Annotated in this window: 15 protein-coding genes; 11 read left to right on the forward strand and 4 right to left on the reverse strand. The window is 60.1% G+C overall.

All coding sequences use genetic code 11. From position 1 onward, the window contains the following. Positions 1–306: 306 nt before the first annotated feature. Positions 307–1539, forward strand: a complete 1233-nt coding sequence (gene sstT / locus AABM55_RS19500; protein ID WP_347927368.1) for a serine/threonine transporter SstT — start codon at positions 307–309, stop codon at positions 1537–1539. Positions 1540–1605: 66 nt separating this feature from the next. On the opposite strand, the gene AABM55_RS19505 is transcribed toward sstT, so the two are convergent. The 3 genes from AABM55_RS19505 to AABM55_RS19515 all read right to left on the reverse strand — a co-directional run bounded on the left by AABM55_RS19505 (position 1606) and on the right by AABM55_RS19515 (position 4225). Beyond that, positions 1606–2115 (reverse strand): DUF1993 family protein, encoded by a 510-nt coding sequence (locus AABM55_RS19505; protein ID WP_054596529.1) that lies wholly within the window; start codon positions 2113–2115, stop codon positions 1606–1608. Positions 2116–2237: 122 nt separating this feature from the next. Then, positions 2238–3569 carry a HAMP domain-containing sensor histidine kinase gene (locus tag AABM55_RS19510; RefSeq protein ID WP_054596528.1) on the reverse strand — a complete coding sequence of 444 codons (1332 nt, stop codon included), beginning with the start codon at positions 3567–3569 and terminating at the stop codon, positions 2238–2240. Further along, on the reverse strand, positions 3566–4225 hold the full coding sequence (locus AABM55_RS19515) for a response regulator transcription factor (RefSeq protein WP_054596527.1): 660 nt from the start codon (positions 4223–4225) through the stop codon (positions 3566–3568). The genes AABM55_RS19510 and AABM55_RS19515 overlap by 4 nt, the downstream gene beginning before the upstream one ends. A 133-nt stretch (positions 4226–4358) precedes the next feature. On the opposite strand from AABM55_RS19515, the gene AABM55_RS19520 reads away from it, so the two are divergent. The 10 genes from AABM55_RS19520 (at position 4359) to AABM55_RS19565 (ending at position 14972) form a co-directional block, all read left to right on the forward strand. Beyond that, positions 4359–4829 carry a DUF2271 domain-containing protein gene (locus AABM55_RS19520; RefSeq protein ID WP_347927369.1) on the forward strand — a complete coding sequence of 157 codons (471 nt, stop codon included), beginning with the start codon at positions 4359–4361 and terminating at the stop codon, positions 4827–4829. 25 nt (positions 4830–4854) lie between these two features. Then, positions 4855–7077, forward strand: a complete 2223-nt coding sequence (locus AABM55_RS19525) for a PepSY domain-containing protein (RefSeq protein WP_347927370.1) — start codon at positions 4855–4857, stop codon at positions 7075–7077. Beyond that, positions 7067–8032, forward strand: coding sequence for an FAD:protein FMN transferase (locus tag AABM55_RS19530; protein ID WP_347930062.1), 966 nt, complete (start codon positions 7067–7069; stop codon positions 8030–8032). The genes AABM55_RS19525 and AABM55_RS19530 overlap by 11 nt, the downstream gene beginning before the upstream one ends. A gap of 79 nt (positions 8033–8111) precedes the next feature. Next, positions 8112–8813 (forward strand): VIT family protein, encoded by a 702-nt coding sequence (locus tag AABM55_RS19535; RefSeq protein ID WP_347927371.1) that lies wholly within the window; start codon positions 8112–8114, stop codon positions 8811–8813. A gap of 248 nt (positions 8814–9061) precedes the next feature. Next, complete coding sequence (locus AABM55_RS19540; protein WP_347930063.1) at positions 9062–9472, forward strand: hypothetical protein; 411 nt, start codon at positions 9062–9064, stop codon at positions 9470–9472. 104 nt (positions 9473–9576) lie between these two features. Beyond that, positions 9577–9831 carry a DUF2933 domain-containing protein gene (locus AABM55_RS19545; protein ID WP_347927372.1) on the forward strand — a complete coding sequence of 85 codons (255 nt, stop codon included), beginning with the start codon at positions 9577–9579 and terminating at the stop codon, positions 9829–9831. 57 nt (positions 9832–9888) lie between these two features. Further along, the gene (locus AABM55_RS19550) at positions 9889–12015 is read left to right on the forward strand and encodes a copper-translocating P-type ATPase (RefSeq protein WP_347930064.1); all 2127 of its coding nucleotides are present in this window, start codon (positions 9889–9891) and stop codon (positions 12013–12015) included. Between the two features lie 243 nt (positions 12016–12258). Further along, positions 12259–13752, forward strand: coding sequence for an arginine-ornithine antiporter (gene arcD / locus AABM55_RS19555; protein ID WP_347927373.1), 1494 nt, complete (start codon positions 12259–12261; stop codon positions 13750–13752). A gap of 98 nt (positions 13753–13850) precedes the next feature. Then, entirely contained in the window at positions 13851–14396 is a 546-nt protein-coding gene (locus tag AABM55_RS19560) for an Hsp20/alpha crystallin family protein (RefSeq protein WP_103316140.1), read from the forward strand. Between the two features lie 189 nt (positions 14397–14585). After that, entirely contained in the window at positions 14586–14972 is a 387-nt protein-coding gene (locus AABM55_RS19565) for a hypothetical protein (RefSeq protein ID WP_347927374.1), read from the forward strand. 84 nt (positions 14973–15056) lie between these two features. Here the strand turns inward: AABM55_RS19565 and polX are convergent, their stop codons facing one another. Then, positions 15057–16859: a DNA polymerase/3'-5' exonuclease PolX gene (polX, locus tag AABM55_RS19570; protein ID WP_347927375.1), complete on the reverse strand. Its 1803-nt coding sequence runs from the start codon at positions 16857–16859 to the stop codon at positions 15057–15059. Positions 16860–16876: the final 17 nt, after the last annotated feature.

Below are 16876 nucleotides of genomic sequence, written 5' to 3' on the forward strand. Positions count from 1 at the left end.
CAACGCCAGCGACAGCCCAAGGGCTCACTGAGGGGAGATGAAAAAGTGGATGGCGAAGCTTAACAGAGTGTGTCCGACAGCGCTGGCGCAAACCTGACACATCCTCTTAAACACTCGGGTGGCAGATCGTCACAGGTCTGAAGGATCGCGACTACGCTGTGATAAAGTCCGCGCCCGCAAAAAAATTCAACCTTGCTCACCCGCCAACGCAGATGACGCAATGTGCGCTTGCCCGGTCAGCCTGCCCGTTTGTTGCTGACCGGGTTTCTCGATTCACGGCACCTTAAAAAAATCAGAGATACCGCTATGACTGCTGCTCCGCCTACTCTTTTGCACAGACTCAAACACACCAGCCTGGTCACGCAAATCGTCATTGGCCTGATCCTCGGCATTGCCTTGGCGCTGTTTGCGCCTGAGGTGGCGAAATCCACCGCATTCATCGGCAAAGTGTTTGTCTCGGCACTGAAAGCCGTCGCACCGATTCTGGTGTTCGTGCTGGTGATGGCCTCGATCGCCAACCACAAACACGGTCAGGAAACCCATATCAAGCCGATTCTGTTCCTGTATCTGCTGGGCACCTTTGCCGCAGCCGTAGTGGCAGTGGTGGCCAGCAGCCTGTTCCCTTCGAGCCTGGTGCTGTCCACCCACGACGTGGCGATCAGCGCGCCCGGCGGAATCTCCGAAGTCTTGCAAAGCCTGCTGCTGAGCGTGGTCGACAACCCGATCAGTGCACTGATGAACGCCAATTTCATCGGCATTCTGGCCTGGGCAATCGGTATGGGCATCGCCATCCGCCATGCCGGCGAAACCACCCGTACCGTGCTCGGCGACCTGTCCAACGGCGTCACGGTGATCGTGCGCCTGGTGATTCGTTTTGCTCCGCTGGGGATCTTCGGCCTGGTCGCCTCCACGCTGGCCACCTCGGGCTTCGGCGCACTGATCGGTTACCTGCATCTGCTGGCCGTACTGCTGGGTTGCATGCTGTTCGTGGCGCTGGTGATGAACCCGGCCATCGTCTATTGGAAGCTGCGCCGCAACCCTTACCCGCTGGTGCTGACCTGCCTGCGGGAAAGCGGAATCACCGCGTTCTTCACCCGCAGTTCGGCGGCGAACATTCCGGTCAACCTGGAACTGAGCAAGCGCTTGGGCCTGCATGAAGACACTTACTCGGTATCGATCCCGCTGGGCGCGACCATCAACATGGCCGGTGCGGCGATCACCATCACGGTACTGACCCTGGCGGCGGTGCACACGCTGGGGATTGCCGTGGACATCCCGACAGCCGTGCTGCTAAGCGTCGTCGCGGCGATCTGTGCCTGCGGCGCTTCGGGTGTGGCTGGTGGTTCGCTGCTGTTGATTCCGCTGGCGTGCAGCCTGTTTGGTATTCCGAGCGAGATCGCCATGCAAGTGGTGGCGGTCGGCTTCATCATCGGCGTGTTGCAGGACTCGGCGGAAACCGCGCTGAACTCCTCCACCGACGTGCTGTTCACCGCAGCCGCTTGCCTGGCCCAGGAAGAGAAAACCGTACAAGCCGCGTAACAAACCGGCCCCACAAAAAAACCCGCCAAGGTTCACACCTTGGCGGGTTTTTTGTTGCTGGCGGGTTTAGAACGCGCCCATGTAATCGCGCTTGCCGACTTCAACACCGTTGTGACGCAGGATCGCGTAGGCGGTGGTGACGTGGAAGAAGAACTGCGGCAGGCCGTAGGTCAGCAGGTAAGCCTGGCCACTGAAGCGTTTTTCTTTCGGGGTGCCTGGGCGGGTAACGATCTCGATACCTTCCTTGCCATTGATTTGCTCAGGCTTGATACCGTCGATGAAGGCCAGCACCTTGGTGATCAGGGCTTGCAGCTCGGCGAAGGTCACTTCGGTGTCGTCGTACTTCGGCAGTTCGATTTCGGCCAGGCGGGCAGAAACGCCTTTGGCGAAATCGACGGCGATCTGCACCTGACGCACCAGCGGGAACATGTCCGGGTACAGACGCGCTTGCAGGAAGGCGTTCGGGTCGATGTTTTTGGCGGTGGCGTGAGCTTCGGCCTTGTTCAGAACATCGCTCAACGCGTTGAGCATTTGCTTGAAGACTGGAACGGAAGCAGCGTACAGAGAAATAGTCATGGCAGTCTCGTAGGGTGGAGGGTGTTGTGAAAGAGTAAAACGTGGGCGCGATTATAGCCCTGCTTGCAGCGACGTGCGGCGTGTCTTTGATCCCGCACGACCGGCCAGTGTATCCATTCCCCCTAGCGCCCCTGAACAAACTGCACGATGACTTCAAAGCCGTCTTGTTTACCCGTCGCGGGCGACACGAGCGTCATCGTCGCGTTGACGCCTTGGGCAATCGTCAGCGCGATGGCCAGGCCAAGCCCCGAACCCTCAGCGCCGCTTTCACCGCGCACGAAGCGCTCGGTCAGGCGTTTCAATATCGGCTCAGGCACCACCGGACCGGCATTGACTACCCTCAAAAGTGCCTGACTGGAAAGGCTCACCTCAATGGGTTGATCCGGCGCGCCGTGCTTCATCGCGTTCTCGATCAGGTTGCGCACAAGAATGGCGAAGGCGTCAGGATCAATTGCCGACAGCACGCTTTGCACAGCGGGCAGAACCAGATGAACCCGCTGGCCGGCTGCGTGGTTGCACTCATCGACCACATGCGCCAGTAACGGTATGAGGTCTTGCGGCACTTCGGACAGAAGCCCGCCACCTTCAGCCTTGGCCAGTTGCATCAGCTTTTCCGAGAGTCGCGTCAGCGCCTGGAGAGAGGCCTCGATCTTCGCGGCACGCACTTGAAGCGGGCCCTCAGGCGCCTCGCGGCGTAACCGCTGAATGTGTGCCAACGTCGCTGCCAGCGGGGTGCGCAGCTCATGGGCACTGTTGGCGGTAAAGCTGCGTTCCGTCTCCAGTGCCTTGCGCAGTCGCTCCATCAGATGGTTGACCGCCTCGGCCAATGGATCGATTTCCGCAGGCAACCGATCCACCTTGATCGGGGACAAGTCACCGACACCGCGCGTCTCGATGGCCCGGCGGTACGCCCGAACGCTGCGCAGGCTGACGTGCACGAACAACCAGGTGCCCAACAAGCTGATCGGAATCAGTGCCAGCAACGGCAGGAGCAACGCGAGCAAGGCCTCCTGAGCGGCTTCGCGTCGATGGGCCAAGGGCTCGGCCATCTCGATAAAAACGCCTTCGCGCGGAGCGCTGGTCCCGTACAAACGGTACCTGGAAGTGGTGGTGAAGCCCTCCACCGGCAGCGGATTGAAAATGTCAGGGTCGGCATCATGAGATTGCATCAGTATCTCGCCCCTGGCATCGCGGACCAGGTACGTCAGGTATTCCTTGCGCACTTTGAGCGGTGCAATATGCCGAGCCTGGCGAGGCTCATCAGGGCTGCCGATTTCGAGCACGGCCAAGGGCAGGATTCGCTGTGCCGTCTCCTCCAGTGCACTGTCGAAGGCCTCGTTCAATTCGTGTTGCACCACGACCCAGGCGCCGACGGTCGCCCCCAGCCAAAGCAGGGTCATGCCCAGCGTCAGCCCCAGCCCCAGACGCTTTTGCAGACTCGAGGCGGGCTTCATTCCGGCATCAACCGGTAGCCCATCCCGCGAACCGTCTCAATCATCTCGCGGCCGAGTTTCTTGCGCAGACGGCTGATATAGACCTCGATGGTGTTGCTTTCAATTTCGGCACCGAATGCATACAGGCGATCTTCCAGCTGGGATTTCGATAACAACGCGCCAGGGCGCTGGATGAAGGCTTCGAACAATGCCCACTCACGCGCGGTGAGGTCCACCGTCATGCCGGCGCGCAGCACCGTGCGAGCGGTCATGTCGACCTGCAACCCGCCCACTTTGATCTGCGGATTGGGATTACCACTGTAGCGCCGTGCCACCGCCGCGACTCGGGCGGACAACTCGAAAAGATCGAAGGGTTTGACCAGATAGTCGTCAGCCCCCGCATTCAGGCCTTCGATGCGATCGGATATCTGGTCTCGCGCCGTAAGAATAATCACCGGAGTGACATCCCCCGCCCCGCGTTGCTGGCGCAAAAAATCCAGCCCTCGCCCGTCCGGCAGCATCAGGTCAAGCAAGATCAGGTCGTAACGCGTCGTTCGCACGCTGGTCTGAGCGTGATCGAGGCGCTGCACCCAGTCCACCGCGTGGCCGTCATCCGCGAGTTGCTCACGTACTGCCTCGCCGAGCCCCACAGCGTCCTCAACCAATAAAACCCGCATTGCCACCCTCCTGTGATGGTTCGTCGTACAACACCTTGGCTGACCAACCTGACAAAGGCCTGAATTCCCCTTCAGGTTGCTGTCAGCTTACAGGCGCAGGATTCAGCCACAACGCTTGAACGGGAAATCCACCATGAAAAAGCTGACTGCTGCGATTTGTCTCGCCACCGCCATTGCACTGCCGGGTCTGGCCCAGGCGCGGGAAGTCACCCTGACCACCCGACTGAAAAATTACGACGGCAATGACGCGTACCTGGCGTTTTACGTGACCGATGCCAACGGTAAATACCAGAAAACCCTGTGGGTGGCTGGCAAAAAGGCCAAGTACTACAGGCATTTGTCCGACTGGGCCCGCGGCAGCGGCTTGAACCCCAACGAGTTTGACGGGGTCAGCGGCGCCAGCGTCGGTAGCGGGCGCACCCTGAAAGTGAGCGTTGAACTGGCAGACACACTGATTGATGCCGGCTATCAGATCCGCGTCGACAGTGCTGTCGAGAATCAACGTGAAGCCCGCTCCGATATTGCCGTGCCATTGACCACTCAAGGCGCGGGAAAACCTTCTACCGGCAGCGGTTACATCGAGTCCTTTACCTACGACATGTGACACCGGCACCCCTTGGAGGCTGACCATGCTACGCCAGTTTCACTCACTGCCCGGCCTCGTCGCGGCCCTGCTGGTCATGCTGCTGGCGATCAGCGGTGCGATCCTGTCGATCAATCCGGCCCTGGAAAGACTGAGCGCGACAGTACCGGCATCCGGTCAGGTGAACGTTGCCGAGTTGGCCGGTCGAGTGGCGAACCACTACCCCGGGGTCGAAAAAATCCGCCGTACCGCCTCGGGTTCAGTCATCGTGTATTTCACCCAGGACGGCCAGACCGGCGCCGAGCGCGTCGACCCGCTGACCGGAGCAGGTGTTGCGAGCTATACGCCCTCGGCGTTCACCCGCTGGGTCAAAGACCTGCACCGCTCATTGCTGTCAGGCACACCGGGGCATGCGGCAGCCGGCATCGGCGCGCTGTTCATCCTGATACTGTCGATTTCCGGGGCGGCGCTGCTGGCACAGCGCCTGGGCGGCTGGCGGCGCGTGATGCGGCCACTGCGCGGCAGTTTCAATCAGCGCTGGCATGCCGAAGTCGGGCGTTTGGCGATTCTGGGCTTACTGTTGTCCGCGTTGACCGGGCTGTACATGTCGGCCACCACCTTCGGCCTGATCCCGGACGGGACGCAACGCGAGCCGGTATTTCCGAGCACGCTCAGCAGCGGCCCGGCAGCACCGGTCGCGACCTTGCCAGCACTGCTGGCGACTGACCTGAACGACCTGCGCGAGCTGGCCTATCCCAGCGTCGGTCATCCCGAAGATTTCTTTTCGTTGCGTACTGCGCAGGGCGACGGCTACGTCGACCCCACCAATGGAGCGCTGTTGTCCTACGTGCCCCATGACCGCATGCGTAATGCCTACGAATTCATCTACCAACTGCATACCGGCGAAAGCCTCTGGTGGCTGGGCCTGTTCCTCGGCGTTTGCGCGCTCAGCGTGCCGTTGATGAGCGTCACCGGTGCGCTGCTGTGGTGGCGTCGTCGTCAGTCACAGCCGAGAATCCGTCACAACAGTGGCGCGCAAAACGCCGACACGGTGATTCTGGTCGGGAGCGAAAGCAACAGCACCTGGGGCTTTGCCAACACCTTGCATGAGGCGTTGCACCAGACCGGCCACCGCGTCCATACCGCGCCCATGAACCGGCTCGCGGTGGAGTATCGCAGCGCCCAGCGGCTGTTCATCCTGACCGCCACAACCGGCGACGGCGATGCACCCGCCTCGGCCTCGCAATTCTTCAAACGACTGGCGAATGCCCGCCTAAAGCCTGGCCTGGGTTTTGCCGTACTGGGATTTGGCGATCGGCAGTTCCCGAAATTTTGTCAGTTTGCCAAGGACGCTCAGGCGGCTCTGCTGGCTTCAGGCGGGACGCAGCTGCTGGAACTTGAAACCATCAATCGCCAATCCGCCCAGGCGTTCACCCGTTGGGGCAGCGCCGTTGGCCGGTTGCTGGGCCATGAACTGACGCTGGTACACGTCCCACGGCTGCCGGAAACCACGACCCTGGCGTTGATCGATCGCACACACTACGGCGAACACGTGAACGCTCCCACCCAGATCCTGCGTTTCAACGCAGTCGCAACGTCTCGCTCGCCGGGCGAGCTCAAACACAGACGCAACAGCGGCCTGCCCCGGTTCCAGGCCGGAGATCTGGTTGGCGTGCTGCCGCCCGGTTCCAGGGTGCCGCGCTACTACTCGCTGGCCAGCGGATCAGATGACGGCGTTCTGGAAATCTGTGTGCGTAAACACGTCGACGGCGTGTGTTCCGGGTTCCTTCATGATTTGCCGCTGGGAGGACAGATTGAAGCCTTCATACAGCCCAATCCCGAGTTTCGCCCCGGCCGTGGAAAACAGCCGGTGATTCTCATCGGCGCCGGTACGGGGATCGGCCCTTTAGCCGGTTTTATCCGTAACAACACAGCCAGGAAGCCCATGCACTTGTACTGGGGCGGACGTCACCCGGCGTCCGACTTTCTCTATGAGCCTGAGCTCAACCGCTATCTGGCCGATCAGCGCCTCACCCGGTTGCGCGCCGCCTTCTCCCAAACCCATGAACGCAGCTATGTGCAGGACCGCCTGATCGCCGACGCGCTGGCACTCCGTCACCTGATTGAAAAAGGTGCCCACGTATTGGTGTGCGGGAGTCGCGAGATGGCCAAAGGGGTGATGAACGCCCTGGATGAAGTGCTGGCCCCGCTCGACTTGAACGTGCTGACGCTCAAAGCACAAGGACGCTACCGTGAAGATGTCTACTGAACCCCGGCGCTATAGCCTGAGCGGGGAAACCATGGGCACCCGTTACACTGCGGTGTTTTACGCCGAGCCGCCGGTGGATGAGGCTGCCATCAATGAGAGTCTGTTTGCGGCTGTCGACACGGTGGATCAACAGATGTCGACGTGGAAGGCCGATTCCGCACTCAACCGTCTCAACGCAGCAGCCGAACAGCAATGGCTGCCCATTCCCGAGGAACTGGCCACCGTCCTGGCTACGGCGCTGCGGGTGGGTCGTCAATCCAACGGGGCGTTTGATATCGCCGTGGGCGATCTGGTCAATGCCTGGGGCTTCGGGCCTGGCGAACAACAACCCGGCGCAGCGCATATCAGTGCCTCGGATCGTCAGGCGCGCGTGCCAGCCACGCAAGCGCTGGAGATTGATCCGCTGCGCAACCTGGCCCGTAAACGCTCAGCGACTACCCTTGATCTATCAGGCATCGCCAAGGGCTTTGCGGTGGATGAAATGGCACGTTGTCTCGATGGTTGGGGGATAACCAACTATCTGGTAGGAATCGACGGTGAAATGCGCGCGCGCGGGGTCAAGCCGGGTGGAGAGTCCTGGGTTGTGGCGATTGAAAGACCCCGCCGCGGCATTCGTGAAGTCATGGGGGTGATGGAAATCAGCGATGCAGCGATTGCCACGTCCGGGGACTATCGTCAGTGGATCGAGGTCGCGGGGCGGTATTACTCGCACACGATGGATCCGGCTCGCGGGGCGCCCTTGTCCAACTCACTCGCGGCCGTGACGGTGGTCGCCGCCACTTGCATGCTCGCCGATGCATGGGCCACCGCGCTGATGGTCCTGGGGGAGAAAGCCGGTCCTGAGCTTGCGCAGGAACGCGGTATGGATGCGTTGTTCGTAATACATGATGGTGAGCATTTCAGGGAACTATCGGTTGTTGCCGGACAGCTCCAGGCGCAGATTGAAACTCGCTGAAACGACCAGGCCAGTGGTTGATTTATCCAGGCATTTTTTTGATTGGTATCAATTCAACGACAGTGAGCAGATTTCAACGATGAAGTTCTTTCGCAGACACGCTGAATCCCATAAGCATGAGCGAATCGGCTGGCTTCGGGCCGCGGTATTGGGTGCCAACGACGGCATTGTATCGACCGCCAGTCTGCTGATCGGCGTCGCCGCCGCCAATGCCACCCACAGCACGTTGCTCGTCACGGGTGTGGCCGGGCTGGTGGCAGGTGCGATGTCGATGGCGGCGGGAGAATACGTCTCCGTGCATTCCCAGGCCGATACCGAACGGGCCGATCTGTTGCGCGAACAAGCAGAGCTTGAGACAGCGCCGCTTGCCGAACACCGGGAGTTGGCGGCCATCTATGTGGATCGTGGTGTTGAACCCGAGCTGGCCAGTAAAGTCGCCACGCAGCTCATGGCACACGATGCACTGGGCTCACATGCACGCGACGAACTGGGCATTTCCGATGCGCTCAGTGCAAAACCGCTGCAGGCGGCAATGTCCTCGGCGGCCAGCTTTGTAGTGGGCGCCGCATTGCCGCTGGGCGTGACCATCCTCGCGCCGACCCACAGTGTGATTGCCTGGATATCCGGCATGTCACTGGTATTCCTGGGCACTTTAGGCGGCATTGCCGCCAAGGCAGGCGGTGCCAATCTGCTGATCGGCGCCTGGCGGGTGACGCTGTGGGGCGCACTGGCGATGGCTATTACTGCCGCAGTCGGTATTTCATTTGGTGCCGTTGCCTAGCGCTTTTATGAAACGGACCTGAGCGTTACCCGGTCACGGTCAGCGATGAGCGACTACATTCAGGGCTTGGGCCGGGGACCTGACTGACTACGTTTGATTTGATTTCGATCAATGATGGAACTTCGGTGTGCTGTAGGTTGAAAAAGAACAAATCCCGCTATTTCGTTACCGGGGAAGTTCCATGTTCTGGTTTCGCCATCATCGTGCTGTGGGTATTACGGTGTTGTCCTCATCCTTTGGAGATTGCCATGCATGCCTCATTGAAATTGATCCTCGCCGCCCTGCTTGTGAGCGGCCCGCTCGTGGCCTCGGCCGTCGATGAGCACCACCCGGAGCTGAACCCGACCGACCCCGCTCAAACCAGCACACCCGCCACACCCGCCACACCCGCCACACCTGAGCAGAACAAGGCCATGGCCGAGCAAATGAAAAAAATGCAGGCTGCACACGACAAAATCGCCGCCGCCAAAACCCCTGCCGAGCGGCGAGCCGCCATGCAGGAGAGCATGAAGACGATGAAGGACGGTATGGCCATGATGAATGCAAACTGTAATGACATGGGTATGCCGGGCAACAAGGACAGAATGGGCATGATGAACATGATGATGAATATGATGGATCAGCAATCGAACATGATGAAGATGCCGATGAACCAATGATCCGGACAAGCCCGTCGTAACGGCCACGGCGGTTTCACCCTGAAACCGCAGTGTTGATCCTGTTCAGCGTATTGGCAGCGCTCACTCCCCAGGAGCACCCAACCATGATCAACTCACAGCACTCGACCAACACGTCTCCAGCATTTTGGAGAAGCAAATCCGGCATCGCGCTAGGCATGTTGCTGGTCATTGCATTGTTCTATCTGGCCCGTGAGCACTACGGCCATATTCTCGGCCTGTTGCCCTACTCGATTTTGCTGTTGTGTCCGCTGATGCATTTGTTTGGGCACCACCATCACGGTGGTCACAACCATCGAAGTGAAACCGCAGACCCGGTCAAGGACGAGAACAGGAATTGACTCATGCACGGCGTTGAGCATCATCAAGAGCACAACCCGGCCCCCCCGGTCGATCGGATGCCCGCAGCCCGCTTGTCAGCTACTTCTGAATACACCTGCCCCATGCACCCGGAAGTCCGCCAGACGGGCCCCGGTACCTGCCCCAAGTGCGGGATGACCCTGGAGCCGGTGATCCCCGAACTGGAAGAGGACAAGAACCCCGAGCTCAAGAGCTTCACTCGGCGCTTCTGGTGGACCTTGCCGCTGACCGTGATCGTCACGGTGCTGGCCATGAGCAGTCATGTCCTGATGCTGTTCCACGGTTCCCTACAAAACTGGATCGAGCTGGCACTGACCACCCCCGTCGTGCTGTGGGCCGGATGGCCCTTTTATGTGCGCGGCGTGCATTCGGTGATTCGGCGCAGTCCAAACATGTGGACGTTGATAGGTCTTGGTACGGCAGCGGCCTTCCTTTACAGCGTCGTCGCCACCCTGGCCCCCAATACCTTCCCCGACACGTTCATGATGGACGGTCGCATCGGCGTGTACTTCGAAGCGGCGGCGGTGATCATTTCGCTGACCTTGCTCGGCCAGATGCTAGAACTCAAGGCGCGTTCGCAAGCCTCGGCAGCCATCAAGTCGCTGCTGGGGCTGGCACCGAAAACCGCCCGCCGGATCAATGCCGATGGCACGGAAGAAGACATCCCGTTGACCCACGTACACAGCGGCAACACCTTGCGCATACGCCCGGGTGAAAAAGTGCCGGTCGACGGTCAGGTGCTGCAAGGTGAAAGCGCGGTGGACGAGTCGATGCTCACCGGTGAGCCGATACCGGTCATGAAGAAGGCCGGCGACGTATTGATCGGCGCCACCCTCAACCTCCATGGCAGTCTGGTGATGCAGGCACAGAAGGTCGGGGCGGCTACCCTCCTCGCGCAGATCGTGCAGATGGTTGCGCAGGCACAGCGTTCGAAAGCGCCAATGCAACGTCTGGCCGACGTGATCGCCGGTTACTTTGTGATCGGGGTGATCAGCATCGCGCTGCTGACGCTGGTCGGCTGGGGCCTGTGGGGGCCAGAGCCAAGCTGGGTATTTGGCCTGATCAACGCCGTCGCGGTCATGATCATTGCCTGCCCCTGTGCCCTGGGTCTGGCGACACCAATGTCGGTCATGGTCACCACCGGCAAGGCTGCCAGTGTCGGCGTGTTGTTTCGCGATGCCGCCGCCATCGAGAACCTGCGCAAGATAGACACCTTGATCGTCGACAAGACCGGCACCCTCACCGAAGGCCGGCCAGCGTTCCACAGTGTCGAGGCTGCACGCGGATTTACCCAGGACGAAGTGCTGCGCCTGGCGGCGTCTCTCAATCAGGGCAGCGAGCACCCGTTGGCACATGCCATCGTCGAGCAAGCCCGCCGCATGGGTCTGACACTGAGCACGCCTGAAGCCTTTGAGTCCGCCTCCGGTATTGGCGTCAGCGGTCAGGTCGAGGGCCGTGGCCTGAGACTGGGCAATACGGTGTTGATGGATGAGGCGGGTGTTTCCATACAGAGCTTGCAAGCCCAGGCAGAAACACTACGCAGTGATGGCACGAGCATCATGTACCTGGCGGTCGATGGTGTCCTGGCGGGGTTGTTGGCGGTAGCCGACCCCATCAAGCCCACCTCGAAACTGGCAGTCGGCCGTCTGCAAGCGGACGGCGTCAAGGTCGTCATGGCGACTGGCGACGGCCTTACGACGGCCCGTTCGGTGGCGCGTCAATTGGGTATCGAGGAGGTGCATGGCGAGGTCAAGCCGCAAGACAAAGAGCGCCTGGTCGCGGCACTGCAACAGGCCGGACACCGGGTGGCGATGGCTGGCGACGGCATCAATGACGCCCCGGCACTGGCGCGCGCCGATGTGGGTATCGCCATGGGCACCGGCACTGACGTGGCAATGAACAGCGCTCAGGTGACCCTGGTCAAGGGCGACCTGCTCGGCATCCTGCGTGCGCGCAGCCTGTCAGTGGCCACCGTGAGAAACATGCATCAGAACCTGACCTTTGCCTTCCTTTACAACGCCATGGGCATTCCGCTGGCCGCCGGTGTGTTCTACCCGCTGACCGGTCATCTTCTATCACCACTGATTGCGGCGCTGGCCATGAGCGTGAGCTCGGCATCGGTAGTGTTCAATGCCTTGCGCCTGCGCCAGGCCACGATTGAATAAGCGAAATACGCTTACACCCAACCGCCGCCCAACCACTCGAATCCTGAGAGCATTCCACCCCTTTTCTACGAGACACAGCGGCGCACACGCCCATGGGGTTTATCCCTTGTACCCTTCGTGCGGTTTGCCATTCCTCTGATCTACATCAACTCCCGGCAGCCCATTCACGCAGACATTAATCATCAGCGTTCGCGCTCTCGCATTGGCGATAGCCGATGAAGAAATTGTCTCGTGGAGGTTTGCATGGCAACGCATGTGCACGGCACCCAACCGACTATTCCAGGCATTTCGCCTCGCCCTGCGGCGGGAAGCTTGCGCCAGCTGGAACCCAGGCGCCTGTCCTTGAGCCTGTTGATCGCTCTGGTGGTCGGCTCGATGATCGGCAGCGGTATTTTCAGCCTGCCCCAGAACATGGCTGCGGGCGCTGGTGCCGGCGCGATCCTGATTGGCTGGTTGATCACCGGCGTCGGCATGCTGTCACTGGCACTGGTCTACCAAACCTTGTCCAACCGCCAGCCCGAACTGGATAACGGCGTGTTTGCCTATGCCCGCGCATTGGGCGGCGAATTCCTCGGTTTCAACTCGGCCTGGGGTTACTGGATCAGTGCCTGGATCGGTAACGTCAGTTACCTGGTGATTCTGTTCGCGGCGCTGAGTTACTTCTTCCCGCTATTCGGTGAAGGCAATAACAAAGCAGCCATTGCGGCGGCGTCGCTGGTGCTGTGGTCGTTGCACTGGATGATCCTGCGGGGCATGCGCACCGCAGCGCGGGCCAATGCCCTCACGACCCTGGCCAAGATCGTTCCGTTGCTTGTGTTTATCGGCCTGGTGATTGCGGCGTTCCAGCGCGAAACGTTTATGGTCGACTTCTGGGGTGCGCCGGCACTGGGCAGCACCCTGGATCAGGTCAAAAGCACGATGCTGGTCACCGTCTGGGTGTTTATCGGCATCGAGGGCGCCAACGTATTTTCCGCCCGTGCGGCAGAACGGGTGAATGTGGGACGGGCCACCGTCATCGGCTTTGTTCTCACCTTGTTGTTGCTGATTGCGGTGTCCCTGCTGTCACTGGGCATTCTCAGGCAACCGGAACTGGCCGCGCTGAAAAATCCTTCGATGAGTGGTGTGCTTGAGGCGGTGGCCGGCCCTTGGGGAGCGATGCTGATCAGCGTCGGCCTGATCATCTCGGTCGGCGGCGCGCTGCTCGCCTGGACGCTGCTGGCGGCAGAGTCGGTGTTCACACCGGCCAGGGAAAAGGTCATGCCGGGACCGCTGGCCCTGGAAAACACCCATGGCGCGCCTGCCAATGCCTTGTGGATTACCAACGGCTGCATTCAGCTATTCCTGCTGCTGACGCTGTATTCGAGCGCCAGTTACCTGGCCCTGATCTCTCTGGCGACCTCGATGATTCTGTTGCCGTACCTGTTCAGCGGCCTGTACGCGTTGAAGCTGACGTGGCAGGGCGCGACGTATGCCGGACACAAAGCCCTGCAACTGCGCGACATGGCGATTGCCTCGGTCGCAACCCTGTATTGCTTCTGGCTGCTATTCGCCGCAGGGCCGAAATACATGCTGCTCAGCGCCCTGCTCTATGCCCCCGGCTCACTGATTTACCTGGCCACCAAACGGGCTCGCCAGGGTCAAGTGCTGAACGGCTTTGAGTGGGGATTGTTGATCGTCATCTGGGCGGCGGCCGCTTTCGCCGGCTGGATGCTGTGGTCAGGGAAACTGGCCTTGTAAGGCCAAATCAATGAATGGATGTGTTTTTTCTCGAGGCAGGCACAGGTGTCCAAAACGTTTACAGCCCACCTCGACATAGCCAAAGAGGAGAACTGAAAATGGCCAATTCCGTGAAAAAAGTACCGGTTCATACCGAAAAAAAAGCAAGTCCGCTCCCAGCGACGACTGACCTTTGGCGTCCTCTGCAAAAACTGCGGGAACAGGTTGATCACCTGTTCGAAGACTTCAATCGAGGTCCTTTGGGATTATCGCCATTCAGCCGTGGGTTGTTCGACGTCGAGCCGCTTTTATCTCGTGAACTGATGGGGTACGGCATCCCTGCCGTGGACATCACCGAGAAAGATAAAAGCTTCGATATCACTGTCGAACTGCCCGGTATGGACCAGAAGGACGTCGAGATCAAACTGTCCAACGGCAGCCTGATCATCAAAGGCGAAAAACAGGAAGACAAGGAAGAAAAAAGAAAGGGCTATTACCTGTCGGAGCGTCACTACGGCTCCTTCGAACGGATGTTCAACCTGCCTAAAGGGGTCGACGCCGACAAGATCGAAGCGAGCTTCAGCAAAGGTGTGCTGAGCATATCGCTACCGAAAAAGCCCGAAGCCATGAAACCGGAGAAAATTGTGCCGATCAAAGGCAATTAAGCCGATGACCGTCCTCCTCACCTTGCCGGGAAACCGGCAAGGTTTTTTTGCATCGAACATTATGACTCCCCCCCTATTGGCAGCCCGTCTATCCACTTGCCCGTTCGTATGCCTGTTTTCTGATGTGGATCAGATTTTTCCCCTGAGCGACTCCTATTCTCGAATTGCCCCCACGATTGGGTAGACATCATGAATATCGACTCGGTAAAACGTTGCACGCTGATAGGGGCAATCCTGATCGCCACGTGCCTTGCATTACCGGCCAACGCCGACCGACACGGAGGCGGTCATATCGGCGCTCCGTTCTGGTGGGGCATCGGTCTTGGCTTGGGACTGGGTTGGGAAGGCGCGTACCTTCGTGGTCCGTATTACTACCCCTCCTACCCGGTTTACTACTACCCGCCCCCTGTTTATTACTACCCGGCCAACCCGCCCGTGGTGGCAGCGCCCCCCAACACCCAGCCTGTGCCAAGCTGGTATTACTGCCCTTCAGCCAAAGGCTACTACCCTTATATACGCCAATGTCCTGAAGCGTGGCGCCTGGTTCCGGGGACTCCCTCGGGGCCCATACAGTGACAGGCGCAGCTGATTTCTCGGAGGTCATCCGGCACGTTGCTGACGAAAGGGAATGGAGCGTCTCAATCCCGCACCCACAGCCACTCATCCCCGGGCAGAACAGGCGCTCAGGAACGCCTTGAGTTCCTTCAGGGGACGGGTGTTGAGCACATCGGTTTTTTCCAGCCAGGCACGGCGTGCCTGAGCGATTCCATACTGCAAATAGGCGAAGTCAACGGTGCGATGCGCATCCGAGTTGATGGCAATGAGCACCCCTTCATCCTTGGCGTAGCGGCACTGCAGGTCGAACAGGTCCATGCGTTGCGGCTGCGCATTGAGTTCCAGGCAGCAACCACGCTGCCGGGCCGCCTTGATGATGACCGGCAGATCCAGGTTCAGCGGGTCGCGCTCATTGATCAACCGGCACAGCGGGTGCGCCAGAATCGTGAAATAGCGATGATCCATGGCCCTGAGCAAGCGTTGGGTCTGTTGACGCAACGTCAGGCCGAAATGGCTGTGTACGGCGCCGACCACCAGGTCCAGGCGCCCGAGGATATCGTCCGGCAGGTCCAGGCTACCGTCTTCGAGAATGTCCACCTCGATGCTCTTGAGCAAGGTCACGCCCCGCAAGCGGCTGTTGAGCGCATCGATCTGGTCGATGTGCTTGAGCAGCCGGTCGGCATCCAGGCCATGGGCCACTCTGAGGGACCGCGAATGCTCGGTAATCGCCAGATATTCCAGCCCGGCCTCCCGCGCTGCAAATGCCATCTCTTCAAGGCTGTTACCCCCATCCGAGGCGCGGGTGTGAGCATGCAAGTCGCCCTTGAGGTCGCTCAACTCAATCAGCCTGGGTAAATGACCTGCCTCTGCCGCGGCAATCTCACCGCGATTCTCGCGCAGTTCCGGTGTCATCCATTCCAACCCCAACGCCTGGTAAACGGAATCTTCGGTGGTGCCGGCCACACATTTTTTTGCCCTGAAGAGGCCATATTCACTGAGCTTGAGACCTTGCTTCTGAGCCCGTTGGCGAATCGCGATGTTATGCGCTTTGCTGCCAGTGAAATACACCAGGGCGGCGCCATAGACCGCCGGCTCGACCACCCGCAGATCCACTTGCATGCCGGTGCCCAGTATCACGCTGGTACGGGTGCGACCCTGCGCCAGCACAGTGGCAATGTCCGGATGCTGGATAAAGTGCGCCGTGACGTCCACCGACGGTGCCGCGGCCACCAGAATATCGATATCGCCGATGGTGTCGCGCATCCGTCGCAAGCTGCCGGCAACCGTGGCTGCCTCAACGCCTGGCAGCTGCTGCAGGTACTCGGTCAGTCGCAGGGCCACCGGCGCCACAAAGGCCAATGGCAACCGGCGGTCCCTGCCAATGCCCTTCTGCGCGGCGTTCAACAGTCGGGCCTCCATCTTTTCGCCGAAGCCAGGCAGATGGCGAATGCGTCCGTCTTTGGCCGCCTGACACAGTTGCTGCGCGGTTTCGATGCCCAGGTCGTGATAAAGGTGTTTAACGCGTTTGGGCCCCAGCCCGGCAATGGAAAGCAGCTCGACCAGCCCCAAGGGCAATGTCGTGCGCAGGCGTTGGCGCAGAGCGCAATCGCCGGTGGTGACGATTTCGTTGATCTTGCCGGCAAGGTCGACCCCAATGCCCGTGAGTTTGGGCAGCGGTTCACCCCGCACGATCAGCTTCGCGACCTCAAAGGTCAAAGCCCTCAGGGTTCGCGCTGCATTGCGGTAAGCGCGGATACGGAAGGGATTGGCGTCCTCGATTTCCAGCAGATCGGCGATATCGTCAAAAATCGCGGCGATTTGATCATTGCCGATCGCCTGCCCGACCTTGGCCGATGAAGGAGGCAAGGTTGGCAACGGATCTGGAAGCGGTGCCGCAGTGAGCTTCATGGCGCAATCCTGACTCA

The organism is Pseudomonas helvetica (assembly GCF_039908645.1).
GTDB classification, from domain to species: Bacteria; Pseudomonadota; Gammaproteobacteria; order Pseudomonadales; family Pseudomonadaceae; genus Aquipseudomonas; species Aquipseudomonas helvetica.